At 45.2% G+C, this 18,065-nt stretch carries 18 protein-coding genes; 17 read left to right on the forward strand and 1 reads right to left on the reverse strand.

From position 1 onward, the window contains the following. Positions 1–38 precede the first annotated feature (38 nt). The 16 genes from mioC to OH460_RS21795 all read left to right on the forward strand — a co-directional run bounded on the left by mioC (position 39) and on the right by OH460_RS21795 (position 15,699). The gene (mioC, locus tag OH460_RS21720; RefSeq protein ID WP_061033951.1) at positions 39–473 is read left to right on the forward strand and encodes an FMN-binding protein MioC; all 435 of its coding nucleotides are present in this window, start codon (positions 39–41) and stop codon (positions 471–473) included. 482 nt (positions 474–955) lie between these two features. Next, positions 956–2,851, forward strand: coding sequence for a tRNA uridine-5-carboxymethylaminomethyl(34) synthesis enzyme MnmG (gene mnmG / locus OH460_RS21725; RefSeq protein ID WP_171731208.1), 1,896 nt, complete (start codon positions 956–958; stop codon positions 2,849–2,851). Next, the gene (gene rsmG / locus OH460_RS21730) at positions 2,851–3,483 is read left to right on the forward strand and encodes a 16S rRNA (guanine(527)-N(7))-methyltransferase RsmG (RefSeq protein WP_004739283.1); all 633 of its coding nucleotides are present in this window, start codon (positions 2,851–2,853) and stop codon (positions 3,481–3,483) included. The genes mnmG and rsmG overlap by 1 nt, the downstream gene beginning before the upstream one ends. A gap of 14 nt (positions 3,484–3,497) precedes the next feature. Then, a complete protein-coding gene (locus OH460_RS21735; protein ID WP_026084427.1) occupies positions 3,498–4,271 on the forward strand; it encodes a ParA family protein in 774 nt (257 codons plus the stop codon). 23 nt (positions 4,272–4,294) lie between these two features. Next, positions 4,295–5,176, forward strand: coding sequence for a ParB/RepB/Spo0J family partition protein (locus tag OH460_RS21740; RefSeq protein WP_061033953.1), 882 nt, complete (start codon positions 4,295–4,297; stop codon positions 5,174–5,176). Between the two features lie 191 nt (positions 5,177–5,367). After that, positions 5,368–5,757 (forward strand): F0F1 ATP synthase subunit I, encoded by a 390-nt coding sequence (locus OH460_RS21745; protein WP_008221392.1) that lies wholly within the window; start codon positions 5,368–5,370, stop codon positions 5,755–5,757. A gap of 8 nt (positions 5,758–5,765) precedes the next feature. Further along, positions 5,766–6,563: a F0F1 ATP synthase subunit A gene (atpB, locus tag OH460_RS21750; protein ID WP_004739289.1), complete on the forward strand. Its 798-nt coding sequence runs from the start codon at positions 5,766–5,768 to the stop codon at positions 6,561–6,563. 51 nt (positions 6,564–6,614) lie between these two features. After that, positions 6,615–6,872 carry a F0F1 ATP synthase subunit C gene (gene atpE / locus OH460_RS21755; protein ID WP_004411110.1) on the forward strand — a complete coding sequence of 86 codons (258 nt, stop codon included), beginning with the start codon at positions 6,615–6,617 and terminating at the stop codon, positions 6,870–6,872. A 59-nt stretch (positions 6,873–6,931) separates the two neighbouring features. Next, on the forward strand, positions 6,932–7,402 hold the full coding sequence (atpF, locus tag OH460_RS21760) for a F0F1 ATP synthase subunit B (RefSeq protein ID WP_032498590.1): 471 nt from the start codon (positions 6,932–6,934) through the stop codon (positions 7,400–7,402). 15 nt (positions 7,403–7,417) lie between these two features. Then, positions 7,418–7,951, forward strand: a complete 534-nt coding sequence (atpH, locus tag OH460_RS21765; RefSeq protein WP_004739291.1) for a F0F1 ATP synthase subunit delta — start codon at positions 7,418–7,420, stop codon at positions 7,949–7,951. A gap of 13 nt (positions 7,952–7,964) precedes the next feature. Continuing rightward, positions 7,965–9,506 carry a F0F1 ATP synthase subunit alpha gene (gene atpA / locus OH460_RS21770; RefSeq protein WP_008221384.1) on the forward strand — a complete coding sequence of 514 codons (1,542 nt, stop codon included), beginning with the start codon at positions 7,965–7,967 and terminating at the stop codon, positions 9,504–9,506. Between the two features lie 48 nt (positions 9,507–9,554). Then, on the forward strand, positions 9,555–10,421 hold the full coding sequence (atpG, locus tag OH460_RS21775; protein ID WP_008221382.1) for a F0F1 ATP synthase subunit gamma: 867 nt from the start codon (positions 9,555–9,557) through the stop codon (positions 10,419–10,421). Positions 10,422–10,472: 51 nt separating this feature from the next. After that, positions 10,473–11,876, forward strand: coding sequence for a F0F1 ATP synthase subunit beta (gene atpD, locus OH460_RS21780; RefSeq protein ID WP_008221380.1), 1,404 nt, complete (start codon positions 10,473–10,475; stop codon positions 11,874–11,876). Between the two features lie 18 nt (positions 11,877–11,894). Further along, positions 11,895–12,317 (forward strand): F0F1 ATP synthase subunit epsilon, encoded by a 423-nt coding sequence (locus OH460_RS21785; protein ID WP_004739296.1) that lies wholly within the window; start codon positions 11,895–11,897, stop codon positions 12,315–12,317. A 183-nt stretch (positions 12,318–12,500) separates the two neighbouring features. After that, positions 12,501–13,859: a bifunctional UDP-N-acetylglucosamine diphosphorylase/glucosamine-1-phosphate N-acetyltransferase GlmU gene (glmU, locus tag OH460_RS21790; RefSeq protein WP_269999510.1), complete on the forward strand. Its 1,359-nt coding sequence runs from the start codon at positions 12,501–12,503 to the stop codon at positions 13,857–13,859. A gap of 220 nt (positions 13,860–14,079) precedes the next feature. Further along, the gene (locus OH460_RS21795) at positions 14,080–15,699 is read left to right on the forward strand and encodes a sensor domain-containing diguanylate cyclase (protein ID WP_269999527.1); all 1,620 of its coding nucleotides are present in this window, start codon (positions 14,080–14,082) and stop codon (positions 15,697–15,699) included. Positions 15,700–15,773: 74 nt separating this feature from the next. On the opposite strand, the gene punC is transcribed toward OH460_RS21795, so the two are convergent. Continuing rightward, complete coding sequence (punC, locus tag OH460_RS21800) at positions 15,774–16,985, reverse strand: purine nucleoside transporter PunC (protein ID WP_171731209.1); 1,212 nt, start codon at positions 16,983–16,985, stop codon at positions 15,774–15,776. 163 nt (positions 16,986–17,148) lie between these two features. Between punC and punR the strand changes: the two genes are divergently transcribed. Further along, positions 17,149–18,063, forward strand: a complete 915-nt coding sequence (gene punR / locus OH460_RS21805; RefSeq protein WP_061033956.1) for a DNA-binding transcriptional activator PunR — start codon at positions 17,149–17,151, stop codon at positions 18,061–18,063. Positions 18,064–18,065 lie beyond the last annotated feature (2 nt).

Below are 18,065 nucleotides of genomic sequence, written 5' to 3' on the forward strand. Positions count from 1 at the left end.
AGCGAATGTTGGCCTTTTTCTTTAGTAAGGACAGCTTAATGATCCACATTATTACAGGCAGCACCTTAGGCGGCGCCGAATACGTTGGCGATCACCTTAATGATCTTCTAGAAGAACAAGGCCATGAGATAACGCTGCACAACCAGCCTGAATACAATGATATTCCTCAGCAAGGCTTCTGGTTAGTAGTGACCTCGACCCATGGTGCGGGTGAATTCCCTGATAATATCAAGCCATTCATTGCCGATCTAACAGAGCACGCACCTCAACTCGATAAGGTTCGTTTTGCTGTGATAGCCATAGGTGATTCAAGTTACGATACCTTCTGCGCAGCAGGCCAAGCCGCTCATGAGTTATTAACAAAACTTGGCGGACAGGCGATTTCTGACTGTTTTACCATCGATGTATTGGAGACTCCGGTACCCGAAGACGCTGCAGAAGAGTGGTTTAACGATCATAGCGACCAGCTTTAACCCCCTCTTCTCCTCAAAAAGCGGCTTTTGCCGCTTTTTTTATGCCTGAATATCAAGATTGTGAATAACTTTTTTGAGTAAAAGCCGAAAAATAACCATTTATTTTCAAGATCTGCTGTGGATAAGATCATACATATTCGGTGATTAACCTATAGTTATCCAAATAATAAGTTTTATGCCTATTTCCCCCTGTGAATAAGTAGCCATTTTGATCCCAGCTAATCCTCATCCTGATCAAAGTTAGATCACATCATTTGATCCAAAAAAGATCCATGATCTCGTTGATCATTTTCGACTTATCCACAGCCACCTTCGATCCTAATAATAGATCCAATAAAAGATCTCTTTAAAGATCTTATCTATATTAATTAAAAACAGCTTATTCGAAAAATTCCAAAAACGTTTTCTCAAGCTATGAAAACAGGTAGAATATCGCTCCTTTTTATCAGTCTAGAAAACGTTTGAATACCTGAGGTCGGTTCATGCTTTATCACGAAAAATTTGACGTCATCGTTGTTGGTGGTGGCCATGCAGGAACGGAAGCCGCACTCGCATCTGCACGTACTGGTCAAAGTACGTTATTACTTACTCACAATATCGATACATTGGGACAAATGTCCTGCAACCCAGCTATCGGTGGTATTGGTAAGGGCCACTTGGTAAAAGAGGTCGATGCTATGGGTGGTTTAATGGCGCAAGCTATTGATCATGCAGGTATTCAATTCAGAACATTAAACGCATCAAAAGGCCCTGCGGTTCGTGCAACTCGCGCTCAAGCAGACCGTGCACTCTACAAAGCCTTTGTTCGTAATGTCCTTGAAAACACGCCAAATCTAACCTTGTTCCAGCAATCGGTTGATGACCTGATCGTTGAACAGGATCAAGTGGTCGGTGTGGTCACTCAAATGGGCCTTAAGTTCCGTGCCGATGCTGTGGTACTGACGGTAGGGACATTCCTAGGCGGTAAGATCCATATTGGTATGGAAAGCTCTTCTGGTGGTCGTGCTGGCGATCCACCATCGATCGCTTTGGCTGACCGACTTCGTGATCTTCCATTTCGAGTTGATCGCCTGAAAACCGGTACGCCTCCTCGTATCGATGCGCGCAGTGTTGATTTTTCTGAACTTGAGGTTCAGCACGGTGATAACCCAACACCGGTTTTCTCATTCATGGGCAGCCGAGCACAACAGCCGCGCCAAATCCCATGTTACATCACGCATACCAATGAAAATACGCACGATGTGATTCGTGCCAACCTTGACCGCAGCCCGATGTACGCTGGCGTGATTGAGGGGATTGGTCCTCGCTACTGTCCTTCGATTGAAGACAAAGTGATGCGTTTTGCTGATAAAAACAGCCACCAAATTTTTATTGAGCCTGAAGGCCTAACGACACATGAGTTATACCCGAATGGTATCTCTACTAGTCTGCCGTTTGATGTACAGGTTCAAATTGTTCGCTCAATGAAGGGGTTCGAAAATGCTCACATCGTGCGTCCTGGATACGCAATTGAGTATGATTTCTTTGATCCTCGCGACCTAAAACTGACTTACGAAACTAAGTTTATTAAAGGCTTGTTCTTTGCTGGTCAAATTAACGGTACTACCGGTTATGAAGAAGCGGCAGCACAAGGTCTCATGGCTGGCTTAAACGCAAGCTTATTCACTCAAGGCAAAGAGGGCTGGAGCCCACGTCGTGACCAAGCTTACATGGGCGTTCTTATCGATGACCTATCAACGATGGGCACCAAAGAACCGTACCGTATGTTTACGTCTCGTGCGGAATACCGTCTGTTGCTTCGTGAAGACAACGCCGATATCCGTCTGACAGAAAAATCTCGTGAACTTGGTTTGGTTGATGATGCGCGTTGGGCTCGATTCAACGAGAAGATGGACAACATGGAGAAAGAGCGTCAGCGTCTGAAAGAGACTTGGATTAATCCAAAATCTGAAGATATTGGCGCGCTGAACCAGATCCTAAAAACACCAATGTCTCGTGAAGCGAGCGGCGAAGATCTTCTGCGTCGTCCAGAAATGACTTATTCACAGCTGACGGCTCTGGATCGTTTTTCTCCAGCACTGGAAGATCAACAAGCGGCTGAGCAAGTTGAGATCCAAGTGAAGTACGAAGGCTACATTCAGCGTCAACAAGACGAAATTGAAAAATCACTGCGTCATGAAAACACCAAACTGCCTGCTGATATTGATTACAGCCAGGTAAAAGGGCTTTCTAACGAAGTAGTTCTAAAACTAACTAACGCTAAACCGGATTCAATTGGTATTGCTTCTCGTATTTCGGGTATTACACCTGCGGCAATTTCAATCCTACTGGTTTACTTGAAAAAACACGGCCTGTTGAAAAAGGGTGAGGAAGCATAATGAGCGTATTACGCGAAAAACTGGATCACCTGATTGGCCAGACAGACCTAGAAGTATCTGAAAAACAACGTAGCCAGCTAGTTGGCTATGTTGAGTTACTCAACAAATGGAACAAGGCTTACAATCTGACTTCGGTTCGTGACCCATTAGAAATGATGGTGAAACATATCTTAGATAGCATCATTGTTAGCACTCACTTACAGGGTAAGCGCTTTATCGATGTGGGAACTGGACCTGGCTTACCTGGGATTCCGCTCTCAATCATGAACCCAGACTGCGAGTTTTACTTGCTAGATAGCTTAGGTAAGCGTATTCGTTTTATTAAGCAGGTGGTTCACGAGTTGGGAATCGACAACGTCGTGCCGGTCCAAAGCCGTGTTGAAGAGTTTCAACCTGAAGAAAAGTTTGATGCAGTGCTCAGTCGCGCATTTGCGTCAATGACAGACATGGTAGAGTGGTGTCACCATTTACCTAAAGAGCAATCCGGTGTATTTTTGGCTCTCAAGGGACAACATCCTAGAGATGAAATCGACCTGTTACCTGAATGGTGTTCAGTGACAGACATCAAAGCTTTGCGAGTACCAGAGCTTGATGGAGAGCGTCATCTAGTAACTTTATCGCGTCAGGGATAATCAGCGAGGCCATAGTGGGTAGAATCGTAGCAATTGCCAACCAGAAGGGCGGCGTAGGAAAAACAACAACTTGCATTAACTTAGCAGCATCAATGGCGGCAACAAAGCGCAAGATATTGGTTGTTGACCTCGATCCTCAAGGTAATGCCACTATGGCGAGCGGTGTCGACAAATATCAGGTTGAAGCAACTGCTTACGATTTGTTGGTTGAAGACACCCCATTTGATGAGGTAGTTTGTCGAAGTACATCTGGCAATTATGACCTCATCGCCGCTAACGGTGATGTTACTGCGGCAGAAATCAAGCTGATGGAAGTGTTTGCGCGTGAAGTTCGCCTTAAGAATGCACTCGCATCCATTCGCGATAATTATGATTTCATCTTTATTGATTGCCCACCTTCTCTAAACCTTCTTACAATTAACGCGATGGCTGCAGCCGATTCCGTGTTAGTTCCAATGCAATGTGAATACTTTGCACTTGAAGGTTTGACTGCGTTGATGGATACCATCAGTAAGCTCGCAGCGGTCGTTAACGAGAACCTGAAGATCGAAGGTCTTCTGCGTACTATGTATGATCCGCGTAACCGCTTATCGAACGAAGTATCTGATCAACTCAAAAAGCACTTCGGTAGCAAGGTTTACCGAACTGTGATCCCTCGAAATGTACGTTTAGCTGAAGCGCCGAGTCACGGCAAGCCTGCAATGTACTACGACAAATATTCCGCTGGTGCCAAAGCATATCTTGCTCTCGCAGGCGAAATGTTGCGTCGTGAAGAAGTCCCAGTATAGGTCTAATCAAAGGAATTCGCTCAATGTCTAAGCGTGGTTTAGGAAAAGGGTTAGATGCACTGCTTGCAACTAGCTCGTTGGCTCGTGAAAAACAGCAAGTTGCTTCTCATAGTCAGGCGTTATCGGCTGATGGAGAGCTCACAGAGTTGGCTGTTGGTTGCTTGAAACCAGGGGTTTATCAACCGCGTAAAGATATTGCGCCAGAAGCGCTTGAAGAGCTGGCGGCTTCAATTCAATCTCAAGGCATCATCCAGCCAATCGTTGTACGTCCATTAGCGCAAGATCAGTATGAAATTATTGCGGGTGAGCGTCGTTGGAGAGCGGCTCGTCAAGCGGGCCTTAAGCAAGTGCCATGTCTTATCAAGCGAGTGGAAGACAAAGCCGCGATTGCGATGGCGTTAATCGAGAATATTCAGCGTGAAGACCTGAATGTTATCGAAGAAGCACAAGCGCTAGAGCGCCTACAGAATGAATTTGAACTAACGCACCAGCAAGTTGCTGATGTGATTGGTAAATCGAGAGCAACGGTTAGTAACTTATTACGTCTAAATCAGCTCGAAAATGAAGTAAAAGGTTTAGTTTCCAACAAACAACTGGAAATGGGGCATGCTCGAGCACTGCTTGCGCTCGAAGGTGATACCCAGGTTGAGGCAGCGAACACTGCGGCGACCAAAAATATGACCGTGCGTCAAACTGAACAACTTGTTAAAAAGTGTTTAAAACCAGACGTTGAGCCAGAATCGAAGCCTGAAGACACAGAAGCTATCGAACTTTCGCGAAGACTCACGGAAAAATTGCAAGCAAACGTTTCAGTTACTCGTTCTGTTAGCGGTAAGTCAAAAGTGACAATTACTCTTGATGAGCCTCACAAATTAGAGCAACTTATTGCTAAATTAGAGTACTAAATGAGATAATTGATTTAGGTCAATTATGTAATAAACAAGTAATTTCGTACAAAAGTTGTCGGTTTGTATGCAAAAATGTAAATGATTGCAGCGTTCTTATTGCAATCAATTTGGCTGAACGTATAATTTTCGCCAATTTCTCAGCACGCTTTTGAGCGAGTGGTAAAGTGGGCTTAAAGAGGAACGAATACATGGTAGCGGCGTTAGCAAGACCAGGACGAGTGCTTGCAAAGCAAATGTTATTGATCGAGCTTAGCGCGGTTATATTAGTGGCGATAGGGTTAGGTTTAGCTGTTAATCCTGACTGGGGTTTTGCTGCATTAATCGGTGGCGGCATTTTTGTCATCGCGAATGTAGTTTTTTGTGTGTGTGCTTTCCTATTTTGTGGAGCTCGTGCGACTAAGTTAGTTGCGGCGTCGTTCTATGCTGGCGAAGCGCTAAAAATCCTAATCACAGTTCTACTATTCTCTATTGTCTACATGTATATGCAGGTGGAGTTAATCCCCCTCAAACTGACCTATTTACTGGTTCTTGGTATTAATATCTTTGCGCCAGTGCTTTTCATTAACAATAAGAAATAGGACGAGTTATGGCTGCGGCAACAGCATCCGGATACATTGAACACCACTTACAGAATCTATCTTTAGCTAAGTTAGGTTTTGTAGAGGAGACAAGTTTCTGGAACGTACATATAGACAGTCTGTTTTTTTCGGTGTTGACAGGGATGTTATTCCTTTGGGTTTTTCGCTCAGTCGCTAAGAAAGCAACAGTAGGTGTACCTGGTAAGCTTCAGTGTTTTGTAGAAATGGTAGTGGAATTCGTTGGCGACAACGTTAAGGAAACTTTCCATGGCCGCAACCCGCTGATTGCCCCATTAGCACTGACTATATTCTGCTGGATTATTTTAATGAACTTGATGGACTTAGTGCCAATCGATTTCTTACCATATCCTGCAGAGCATTGGTTAGGCATCCCTTACTTGAAAGTGGTTCCTACAGCTGATGTAAATATAACTATGGCAATGGCTCTAGGTGTTTTTGCTCTGATGATCTACTACAGCATCAAAGTAAAAGGCTTGGGCGGATTTGCTAAAGAATTGGCACTGCATCCATTTAATCACCCAATCATGATTCCATTTAACTTGGTACTTGAGGTAATTTCGCTTCTGGCGAAGCCACTATCTCTAGGTATGCGTTTATTTGGTAATATGTTTGCGGGTGAGGTGGTGTTTATTCTTATCGCGGCAATGCTACCGTGGTACTTACAATGGGTAGGTGCACTACCTTGGGCTATCTTCCATATCTTGGTTATTTTGATTCAAGCATTTGTTTTCATGATGTTGACAATTGTTTACTTATCAATGGCTCATGAAGATAGTGATCACTAAAAAAAATTTTTAAGCTTTATTCTAACTATTAATGTTAATCGGAGAACGTAAATGGAAACTGTACTAAGTTTTTCAGCAATCGCTGTTGCTATTATTGTTGGTCTTTGTGCCGTAGGTACTGCAATTGGTTTTGCTATTCTTGGTGGTAAATTCCTAGAAGGCGCTGCGCGTCAACCTGAAATGGCTCCTATGCTACAAGTTAAGATGTTCATCATCGCTGGTCTACTGGATGCTGTTCCAATGATCGGTATCGTAATCGCACTACTATTCACGTTTGCTAACCCATTTGTTGGTCAACTAGCAGGCTAATTAACTCTTCAATAGTTAATTAAATTTTTGTAGTTGATTCTTAACGAGGGGTAGCTGTTGTGAATATGAACGCAACTCTGCTAGGTCAAGCAATTGCTTTTTCACTGTTTGTTTGGTTCTGCATGAAATATGTATGGCCACCAATCATGCAAGCAATTGAAGAGCGTCAGAAGAAAATTGCTGACGGTCTAGTAGCCGCTGAGCGCGCTGCTAAAGACTTGAACCTGGCACAAGCCAACGCTTCTGAGCAAATGAAAGAAGCAAAGCGCACTGCAACTGAGGTTATTGAACAGGCAAACAAACGTAAAGCTCAAATTATTGATGAAGCTCGCGAAGAAGCTCAGGCAGAACGCCAGAAAATCTTAGCGCAAGCGGAAGCAGAACTTGAAGCTGAGCGCACACGTGCCCGTGATGACCTGCGCAAACAAGTCGCAACTCTGGCTATAGCTGGTGCTGAGAAGATCCTTGAGCGTACGATCGATAAAGACGTACACAAAGACCTTCTTGACAACATTACTGCAAAACTTTAAAGCAAGGGGCTGTATATGTCTGATTTGACAACAATCGCACGCCCCTATGCTAAAGCAGCTTTTGACTTTGCGGTAGAGAAAGGTGAGCTTGACCAATGGAGTCAAATGCTCTCTTTTGCTGCCGAAGTGGCACAAAACAATGATATCCACAATCTACTAAGCAGTTCTCTAACTGCTGAAAAATTAGCGGAAGTATTCATTGCAGTTTGTGGCGAACAATTTGATGAATTCGGCCAGAACTTGATTAAAGTGATGGCAGAGAATGGCCGCTTAATGGCTTTTCCTGATGTTTGCAAAGAGTTCTTATTGCTCAAACAAGAGCACGAGAAAGAGATCGACGTTGAAGTAACTTCAGCAGTTGAACTTTCAGAAGAACAACGCGCAGATATCAGCAGCAAATTGGAACAGCGCCTAGCGCGCAAAGTACAGCTGAATTGCAGTATAGATGAGACTCTGCTTAGCGGAGTTATTATTCGAGCCGGAGACCTAGTCATCGATAACTCAGCGCGTGGTCGACTAGACCGCCTGAGCGATGCATTGCAGTCTTAATGGGGATTGGAGCATGCAACTTAATTCCACTGAAATTAGCGATCTAATTAAACAACGTATTGAATCTTTCGACGTTGTTAGTGAAGCTCGCAATGAAGGTACTATCGTTTCGGTAAGCGATGGCATCCTTAGCATTCACGGCCTAGCGGACGTGATGCAAGGTGAAATGATTGAACTACCGGGTGGCCGTTACGCGCTAGCACTTAACTTGAACCGTGATTCGGTTGGTGCTGTTGTAATGGGCCCATATGCTGACCTACAGGAAGGCATGAAAGTTACAGGTACTGGCCGCATTCTTGAAGTGCCAGTAGGTCCAGAACTACTTGGTCGTGTTGTAAACACATTAGGTGAGCCAATTGATGGCAAAGGTCCTATCGAAGCGAAACTGACTTCGCCTGTAGAAGTAATTGCACCAGGTGTAATCGACCGTAAATCGGTAGATCAACCTGTACAAACTGGTTACAAGTCTGTTGACTCAATGATCCCAATCGGTCGTGGTCAACGTGAACTAGTAATCGGTGACCGTCAAACTGGTAAAACAGCGATGGCGATCGATGCGATTATTAACCAAAAAGATTCAGGTATTTTCTCTATCTACGTAGCAATCGGTCAGAAAGCATCGACTATCGCTAACGTAGTTCGCAAACTAGAAGAGCACGGCGCGCTAGCTAACACTATCGTTGTTGTTGCATCAGCTTCTGAATCTGCAGCGCTACAATACCTAGCGCCATACGCAGGTTGTGCGATGGGTGAATACTTCCGTGATCGCGGTGAAGATGCACTGATTGTTTATGATGATCTATCTAAGCAAGCTGTAGCTTACCGTCAGATCTCGCTACTACTTAAGCGTCCACCAGGTCGTGAAGCGTTCCCTGGTGATGTTTTCTACCTTCACTCTCGTCTACTAGAGCGTGCTGCTCGTGTAAGCGAACACTACGTAGAAACATTCACTAACGGTGAAGTGAAAGGCAAGACTGGTTCTTTAACTGCTCTTCCTATCATCGAAACGCAAGCTGGTGACGTATCTGCATTCGTACCGACGAACGTAATCTCGATTACCGATGGTCAGATCTTCCTACAAACTGAGCTATTCAACGCGGGCGTACGTCCAGCTGTTGACCCAGGTATCTCAGTATCTCGTGTAGGTGGTTCAGCGCAGACTAAAATCATCAAGAAGCTATCTGGCGGTATCCGTACAGCTCTAGCACAGTACCGTGAACTTGCGGCATTCGCACAGTTCTCGTCTGACCTTGATGAAGCGACTAAGAAGCAGCTAGACCATGGTCAAAAAGTTACAGAGCTAATGAAGCAGAAGCAATACGCTCCTATGTCTGTATTTGACCAAGCACTTGTAATCTTCGCTGCAGAGCGTGGTTACCTTCAAGACGTAGAGCTTGCTAAGCTTCTAGACTTTGAAGCTGCTTTACTATCGTTTGCTCGCGGTCAATATGGCGATCTAGCTACACAGATCGACACAACGGGTGCTTACAACAATGATATCGAAGCTGAGCTGAAGAAGCTTGTTGACGATTTCAAAGCAACCCAGACCTGGTAATTGGTGGGTGGCCTTCGGGTCACCTCATACCATTAACGGAGAGTAACGATGGCCGGCGCAAAAGAGATACGTAATAAAATCGGTAGTGTTAAAAGCACACAGAAGATTACGAAAGCAATGGAAATGGTAGCAGCTTCAAAAATGCGTCGTTCTCAAGACGCAATGGAAGCTACTCGTCCATATGCAGAAACAATGCGTAAAGTGATCGGTCATTTGGCTAACGGTAGCCTTGAGTATAAGCATCCTTATCTTGAGGAACGTGAAGCCAAACGTGTTGGTTACATCATCGTTTCTACAGACCGTGGTCTTTGTGGTGGTTTGAACATTAACTTGTTCAAGAAAGCCATGAACGACATGAAAGATTGGTCTGAGAAAGGTGCTGACGTTGAACTGGCAATTATCGGTTCAAAAGCAACAGCATTTTTCAACAACAGCGGCGCGAAAGTAGCAGCTCAAGTTTCTGGCCTAGGCGATAGCCCTAGCCTTGAAGACTTAATCGGCTCTGTAAGCGTAATGCTAAAGAAATATGATGAAGGTGAATTGGATCGCCTGTTCGTAGTGTTCAACAAGTTTGAAAACACTATGGTACAAGAACCAACGATCGATCAATTACTTCCTTTGCCTAAATCAGATAGCGAAGATATGCAGCGCGATCATGCTTGGGACTACATTTATGAGCCTGAGCCAAAACCACTACTAGATGCACTATTGGTTCGTTACGTCGAATCTCAAGTGTACCAAGGTGTGGTAGAGAACCTTGCTTGTGAGCAAGCGGCTCGAATGATTGCAATGAAAGCTGCAACCGACAACGCTAGCGACCTAATCGATGATTTAGAGCTTGTGTACAACAAGGCGCGTCAAGCGGCTATTACACAAGAACTTTCTGAAATCGTTTCAGGCGCAGCAGCGGTTTAATCGCTTATTCGTTTTAAGCTTAGGTAAAACTAAATAGTTAGAGGATTAACGATGGCTACAGGTAAGATCGTACAGATCATCGGTGCGGTAGTCGACGTAGAGTTCCCACAGGGCGAAGTACCTCGTGTATACGATGCTCTGAATGTTAATGAAGTGAAAGAGCGTCTAGTTCTTGAAGTTCAGCAACAACTTGGCGGTGGCGTAGTTCGCGCAATCGTAATGGGTAGCTCTGATGGTTTACGTCGTGGTTTGACAGTTGAAAATACTGGCGCTCCAATCTCAGTACCAGTAGGTACTAAGACCTTAGGTCGTATCATGAACGTTCTAGGTGACGCGATTGATGAGTGTGGTGAAATCGGTGCAGAAGAGCACTACGCAATTCACCGTGAAGCTCCAAGCTACGAAGAACAGTCTAACGAGACAGCTCTTCTAGAGACGGGTGTTAAGGTAATCGACTTGGTTTGTCCATTCGCTAAGGGTGGTAAAATCGGTCTATTCGGTGGTGCAGGTGTAGGTAAGACCGTTAACATGATGGAACTTATCAACAACATCGCACTTCAACACTCTGGCCTATCTGTATTTGCAGGTGTAGGTGAGCGTACTCGTGAAGGTAACGATTTCTACTTTGAAATGCAGGAAGCAGGCGTTGTAAACGTTGAAAACCCTGAAGAATCTAAAGTAGCGATGGTTTACGGTCAGATGAACGAGCCACCAGGTAACCGTCTACGTGTTGCACTGACTGGTCTAACAATGGCTGAGCGTTTCCGTGACGAAGGTCGTGACGTTCTACTATTCGTAGATAACATCTACCGTTACACGCTTGCAGGTACTGAGGTATCAGCACTTCTAGGCCGTATGCCTTCTGCGGTAGGTTACCAACCTACTCTTGCAGAAGAAATGGGTGTTCTACAAGAGCGTATCACGTCAACTAAGCAAGGTTCTATCACGTCTGTACAGGCGGTATACGTACCTGCGGATGACTTGACTGACCCGTCTCCAGCAACAACGTTCGCGCACTTGGATGCAACGGTTGTACTTAACCGTAACATCGCAGCTATGGGTCTATACCCAGCGATCGACCCGCTAGATTCTACATCTCGCCAACTGGATCCATTGGTAGTTGGACAAGAGCACTACGACATCGCTCGTGGCGTTCAGTCTACACTTCAGCGCTATAAAGAGCTGAAAGATATCATTGCTATCCTAGGTATGGACGAGCTATCTGAAGAAGATAAGCAAGTAGTATCTCGTGCTCGTAAGATTGAGAAGTTCCTTACTCAGCCTTACCACGTAGCGGAAGTATTTACTGGTGACCCAGGTGTTTACGTACCTCTAAAAGAGACTCTACGTGGCTTCCAAGGTCTACTATCTGGTGAATACGATGACATTCCAGAGCAAGCGTTTATGTACTGCGGTACTATCGACGAAGCTATTGAGAATGCTAAGAAGCTATAAGGCTAACTAGGAGGCGATATGGCAGCAATAACCTTTCACCTAGACGTAGTAAGTGCAGAGAAAAAGCTTTTCTCTGGTCTTGTTGAGACGTTTCAGGTGACCGGTAGTGAGGGTGAGCTTGGTATTTTCCATGGTCATACTCCACTGCTGACCGCTATCAAGCCTGGTATGGTGCGTATTGTTAAGCAGCACGGCCACGAAGAAATCATTTATGTTTCTGGTGGTATGGTAGAAGTTCAGCCTGGTACAGCGACTGTACTGGCTGATACAGCTATCCGTGGTGAAGAACTAGACGCAGCAAAGGCGGAAGAAGCTAAGCGCAAGGCTGTGGAGAATATCCAAAATCAGCATGGCGACATAGACTTCGCACAAGCGGCCGGTGAACTGGCTAAAGCCATTGCTCAGTTACGAGTTATCGAACTGACAAAACAGCGCCGCTAATCTTTTATAAGATTATTGGTTCTGAGCTAAAGGCGACCTAAGGGTCGCCTTTTTGTTTTTTGCGCTCTCATAAATGTTCCCTATACGTATGCCTAACGTTTAAATGGTTATTACGATTTAAGTTTTTGTCTCAAAACGGTTACAATATCAGCTTAATAAAAAATCACGTCGGATAGGTTTACAATGAAGTTTAGCGCGGTAATTCTCGCAGCGGGCAAAGGTACTCGCATGTATTCAAATACACCAAAGGTTCTGCACACCCTTGCGGGCAAACCAATGGTGAAGCATGTGATCGATACTTGTAATGGTCTAGGAGCCCAAAATATCCACTTGGTTTACGGCCATGGTGGTGATCAGATGAAGGCTACTTTGGCTGAGGAATCAGTAAATTGGGCACTGCAAGCTGAGCAACTAGGTACAGGTCACGCGGTTGACCAGGCCTCTGCTCATTTCTCTGATGATGAGAAAGTACTGGTGCTTTACGGTGATGTTCCTCTTATCTCGCCTGAAACCATTGAAAACCTATTAGATGCTCAACCAAACGGTGGCATCGCACTACTTACTGTTGTGCTGGATAACCCAATGGGTTACGGCCGTATCATTCGTCGCAATGGTCCAGTAGTGGCGATCGTTGAACAAAAAGATGCAACAGATGAGCAGAAGCTTATCAAAGAGATCAACACCGGCGTGATGGTTGCGACAGGCGGTGATCTTAAGCGTTGGTTGTCAGGTCTAAGCAATGACAACGCGCAAGGTGAATACTACCTAACTGACGTTATTGCTGCAGCTCACGATGAAGGTCGTGCGGTAGAAGCGGTACACCCTGTAAGCCCAATTGAAGTTGAAGGCGTGAACGATCGCTCTCAACTTGCTCGTTTAGAGCGTGCTTACCAAGCAGAGCAGGCTGACAAACTATTGAAGCAGGGCGTTATGCTACGCGACCCTAGCCGCTTTGATCTACGTGGTGAACTGCAATGTGGTATGGACGTTGAGATCGACACCAACGTTATTATTGAAGGCAGCGTAAGCATTGGTGATAACGTGGTTATTGGCACTGGTTGTGTTTTAAAAGACTGCGAAATTGATGACAATACCGTTATTCGCCCATACAGCGTAATTGAAGGTGCGACTGTAGGTGAAGACTGCACAGTTGGTCCATTTACTCGCCTACGTCCAGGCGCTGACATGCGCAATGATTCGCATGTTGGTAACTTTGTTGAAGTGAAGAACACTCGTCTTGGTGAAGGCTCTAAAGCGAACCACCTTACTTACTTAGGTGACGCAGAGATTGGTCAGCGTGTTAACGTTGGTGCAGGTGCTATTACTTGTAACTACGATGGTGCGAATAAGTTTAAGACCATCATTGGCGATGACGTATTCGTTGGCTCTGATAGCCAATTAATCGCGCCTGTTACTATCGGTAATGGTGCGACAGTGGGTGCTGGTTCTACGGTAACACGTGATGTTTCTGAGAACGAACTGGTTATCAGCCGTGCTAAAGAGCGCAAAATTGCGGATTGGCAGCGCCCAAAGAAGAAGTAATCTTCTAACACCTAAAGTTTGATTCTTGTGAAAGCCAGCAACTTACGTTGCTGGCTTTTTTGTCATCATTTACTGACAAAAAATAATCTATTTCCTGATTGTATTTTTTAGGACGATTGTTAATAATCAGGTTGTTGTTCTGTAAAATTAAAGTGTGCGCAAAATGAGACTCGTCGATAAAAAGTGGCAAACTTTGCCGATCATTATTCTGTCTTTTTCAATGCTGGTGGGCCTGTACGGTTTTTACATCACTTTGGAAAAGTTAGTAGTAGAGAACGAACGTAACCATCTCGTCTCATTGATGTCTGACGTTGTTTATGAGGTCCGTGAAGATAGTAGCCTATTTACTGCTGGAGTGGATGTGGATGACTACATTGGCAATCTTACTCAAGCCAGTACGCGATTGAGAATCCAGGTTATTACGCCTGATGGTGTGGTGATTGGTGATACAGACCTTTCTGATCATGCATTGGCGAGTGTTGAGAACCACAGCAATCGTCCTGAGTTTCAACAAGCTTTAAAAACCGGCCTTGGTAGTGACGTGCGCTTTAGTACCGTTACCTCCGTTGATCGTATCTATTACTCGCATAAAGAGTCGATGAACGGTAGCAGTTTCGTTATCGTAATCTCTTCACCAATGCATCAACTTAAGCAGATGAACTTCCAACTAATGGGTATTCTGATCGGGATGGTTGTATTGAGCTTGAGCTTTTTGATTGGCACTTCGTATGTGAGTAACCGTCAGATCGTGCACAAGGTTGAAGAAGAGCAGAAGAAGCAAGATGAGCGTATTCGCCAAAGAACCCATGAGATTGAATTGATGCACCGTTTGGCCAACATGCTTGCAGCGTGTAATAACATGGTGGAAGCTCAGCAGATCGTTTCAGATATCTTGCCGCGAATTCTTGGTAAGGTGAACGGCAGCGTTTCACTGATGCGAGCATCACGAAATCAATTAATTATCCAGCTAGATTGGGGAGACACTTGGCCCGGAAGTACGAGCTTTGCACCTGAAGAGTGTTGGTCACTGCGTAAGGGGCGAGCACATCAATCAAATGATGACTTTCACTCGTTAACTTGTGGCCACATGCACGAGATGGAAAACAACCAAACCCTTTGCATCCCACTGACCGCACATGGCAATACCATAGGCATCATGCACCTTTATTTCGGTCAAGGTCATATCGAGATTGACCCCATCACCGAGCAATTGGCTTTCAGTGTGTCAGAACACCTAGGCTTGGCGCTGGCTAACTTGAGCCTGCAAGAGAAGCTTCGCTCACAAGCATTGAGCGATCCATTGACAGGATTATTCAACCGTCGCTTCTTCGAGCAGAAATTGGAAGAGCACTCAATGAATTCGGCCACCAGCGAACAACCATTATCGCTATTGATGCTCGATTTGGATCACTTCAAACGCTTCAATGACAACTTTGGTCATGATGCAGGTGATTTCGTGTTGAAAGAGATCAGTGCGCTACTTAAACAGAGTGTCAGTGAAGATGAGATTGCTTGTCGCTTAGGTGGTGAAGAGTTGGCGGTGCTGCTTCCACATTACACTATGCAGCAAGCGACCGAGTTCGGACAAACCTTGTGTGATGCAGTTCGTTCTATGCACCTAGAACACAAAGGACTTTCTTTAGGTCAGTTGGGTGTATCGATTGGTGTTGCTACGTATCCTAAGCCTGCCTCCGATACCGAATCTCTGGTGAAGATGGCGGACAACGCGCTGTATATGGCGAAAGACATGGGACGCAGTCGAGTGGTTAACTATGATGAATACAGCCGCCATAAGGCGCCTGCGTTAGAAGTTGTTGATGGAGAAGCGGCTACGCATTAACTTTAGTGAGTACAAAATTCAGATGTAAAAAGAGCGAGTTACCTCGCTCTTTTTAGTTTTTATTAAACTAGAAACTAGTCTTGTTTCTCTTCTGCTACAACGCGAGAGTTATCCGGCGCAGCGAAGTGTTCTGAAAGCTCTTTGTTTGAAACGATGTAACCAATCCACAATGCGCCCAAACAAATCACAACCGCGATGCCTGTCGCACTTAATGCTTGGCTCGCCATTGCTGCTACCAATGCGCTTGAAAGGCCGCTGATGCTGATTTGTAAGCTATTCTGTAGACCAGCCGCTGTTGCTGGGCTTTGTTTTGCACTTGATAGAGCACGGTTTACTACGATTGGGTAAAGTGCGCCATTTGCTACTGCAATCAGACAGAAGGGTGCAAGTAGAGGCCAGATTGATGTCAGTTCCCACTGTGATGCGATAAAGATAAGCATTGCAGCAACGCTGAACAAACCGATCAGATTTCTTAGCACCACACCATCGCCATATTTCTTCACTGCTTGCTTACCGAAGTAACCACCCGCCATGAATGCGATCGTCTGTGGGATGAAGCTCAAACCAATGTCTTTTGCTTCGTAGCCTAATTGCGCCATGATCTCAGGCATACCCGTTAGGTAAGCAAAGAACGCTGCAGAAGCCGATGCAAACATCAATACGTTACCCACGTAAGGCTTCGATTTAAGCAGCATTTTGATATCAGTTTTCACTGATGTTTGTTTTACTTCTGGTGCTTCTTTTGGCTGAGCCATAGTGGTTGCCACTAGCAGCGCACCCATTAGAGTTAATGTTACGAAGATGCTGTGCCAGCCAAAGTTATCTGCCAGCAACACACCAAGCTGAGGAGCTAATGCTGGAGACAGTGCCACCAAAGGCATGATGGTTGCAAAAATTTGTTGGCTGCTGCTCTCAGAGTAGCGCTTGATAACCATCGCTTGCCAGATTACCGCTGGTGCACATACACCAATCGCTTGAATGAAGCGCAGCGTCAGTAGGTGCCAAACTTCAGTGCTGAATGCCAAACCGAACGAAGCGGCAGTGAAAATCAAAAGACCAACCGCCAGCGTATTACGGTGACCGTATTTATCACTCGCTAATCCCCAAAGCAGTTGACCCATTGCCATACCACCAAGGAATACAGTAAGAGATAGGGCGATCTGTTCAGGACCGGTTGCGAAATCGATCTCCATCGCCTTAAATGCAGGAAGGTACATATCAGTCGCGATAAAACCTAGCATTGAAAGTACTGCAAGGTAGACCAATTGAAATTTAGAAATATTCATAAGATGCCATTACGCTAAAAGTAGTGATGTTTTTATCATCAAAAAAATTGTTTGATATACAGAGGTGAAAGTCCCTGTTTATTTATGCTGACATTCTATTTTTCGGATCTGATAAAATAAAACGCTAAAATATGTGGTTATCAATCAAAAAATTTGAAGGCTTATGTTCTCTAAATCCTCTTTAGAAATGCTCGACACGGTAGCGCGTTTAGGTAGCTTTACTGCTGCGGCGGAGCAGTTGCACAAAGTGCCCTCGGCGATCAGCTATGGTGTTAGACAGGTCGAACAAGAACTAGATGTACTACTTTTCAGGCGTTTACCTAGAAAGGTCGAGCTCACTCCGGCAGGTGAATTGTTCATTGAAGAGGCGCGTGCACTACTGAGGCAAATGGAAGAGGTCAGTGCCCAGACTCGTCGAGCAGCTCGAGGTTGGAAGAAAACCTTGCGTCTGACGCTCGATAATGTGGTGAAGCTCGACAAGATGAAGCCGATGATTGAAGAGTTCTATCAAACCTTTGAGTTTGCCGAACTTCAGATCAACATGGAGGTGTTTAACGGCTCTTGGGAGGCAATAGCACAAGGCAGAGCCGATATCGTGATTGGCGCCACCTCTGCAGTGCCCGTTGGCGGCGATTTTGAAGTCAAAGACATGGGGCAATTAGATTGGGCGTTTGTAATGTCGCCAAGTCACCCGTGTGTGCGTGAACAGAACCTCAATGAAGAGTTCGTGAGCCAATATCCAGCTATTTGTTTGGATGACACCTCAAGCGTGCTGCCCAAGCGCCACACTGGACACTACGCCAATCAAAGACGCTTGCTTTTACCTAACTGGTATAGCGCTATTGAATGTCTAAAGAACGGTGTTGGAGTGGGGTACATGCCAAGGCATATTGCCGCGCCGATTATCGAGCAAGGTTTGCTGGTGGAGAAAATTTTGCCAGAACCAAGCCCGTTGAGTCAGTGCTGCTTGGTGTGGCGAAAAGACGACAACCACAAGTTGATCGAGTGGATGGTCAATTATTTAGGATCCAGTGAACAACTTCACCGAGATTGGTTGGATCATCGCAAAGCGATCTAGTT

Origin of the sequence: Vibrio sp. Makdt, from assembly GCF_027587015.1 — a bacterium.
GTDB classification, from domain to species: domain Bacteria; phylum Pseudomonadota; class Gammaproteobacteria; order Enterobacterales; family Vibrionaceae; genus Vibrio; species Vibrio chagasii_B.

Coding starts and splice junctions, on each gene's coding strand:
- mioC (WP_061033951.1), top strand. CDS start 39: ATGATCCACATTATTACAGGCAGCACCTTAGGCGGCGCCGAATACGTT.
- mnmG (WP_171731208.1), top strand. CDS start 956: ATGCTTTATCACGAAAAATTTGACGTCATCGTTGTTGGTGGTGGCCAT.
- rsmG (WP_004739283.1), top strand. CDS start 2,851: ATGAGCGTATTACGCGAAAAACTGGATCACCTGATTGGCCAGACAGAC.
- OH460_RS21740 (WP_061033953.1), top strand. CDS start 4,295: ATGTCTAAGCGTGGTTTAGGAAAAGGGTTAGATGCACTGCTTGCAACT.
- OH460_RS21745 (WP_008221392.1), top strand. CDS start 5,368: ATGGTAGCGGCGTTAGCAAGACCAGGACGAGTGCTTGCAAAGCAAATG.
- atpB (WP_004739289.1), top strand. CDS start 5,766: ATGGCTGCGGCAACAGCATCCGGATACATTGAACACCACTTACAGAAT.
- atpE (WP_004411110.1), top strand. CDS start 6,615: ATGGAAACTGTACTAAGTTTTTCAGCAATCGCTGTTGCTATTATTGTT.
- atpH (WP_004739291.1), top strand. CDS start 7,418: ATGTCTGATTTGACAACAATCGCACGCCCCTATGCTAAAGCAGCTTTT.
- atpA (WP_008221384.1), top strand. CDS start 7,965: ATGCAACTTAATTCCACTGAAATTAGCGATCTAATTAAACAACGTATT.
- atpG (WP_008221382.1), top strand. CDS start 9,555: ATGGCCGGCGCAAAAGAGATACGTAATAAAATCGGTAGTGTTAAAAGC.
- atpD (WP_008221380.1), top strand. CDS start 10,473: ATGGCTACAGGTAAGATCGTACAGATCATCGGTGCGGTAGTCGACGTA.
- OH460_RS21785 (WP_004739296.1), top strand. CDS start 11,895: ATGGCAGCAATAACCTTTCACCTAGACGTAGTAAGTGCAGAGAAAAAG.
- glmU (WP_269999510.1), top strand. CDS start 12,501: ATGAAGTTTAGCGCGGTAATTCTCGCAGCGGGCAAAGGTACTCGCATG.
- OH460_RS21795 (WP_269999527.1), top strand. CDS start 14,080: ATGCTGGTGGGCCTGTACGGTTTTTACATCACTTTGGAAAAGTTAGTA.
- punC (WP_171731209.1), bottom strand. CDS start 16,985: ATGAATATTTCTAAATTTCAATTGGTCTACCTTGCAGTACTTTCAATG.
- punR (WP_061033956.1), top strand. CDS start 17,149: ATGTTCTCTAAATCCTCTTTAGAAATGCTCGACACGGTAGCGCGTTTA.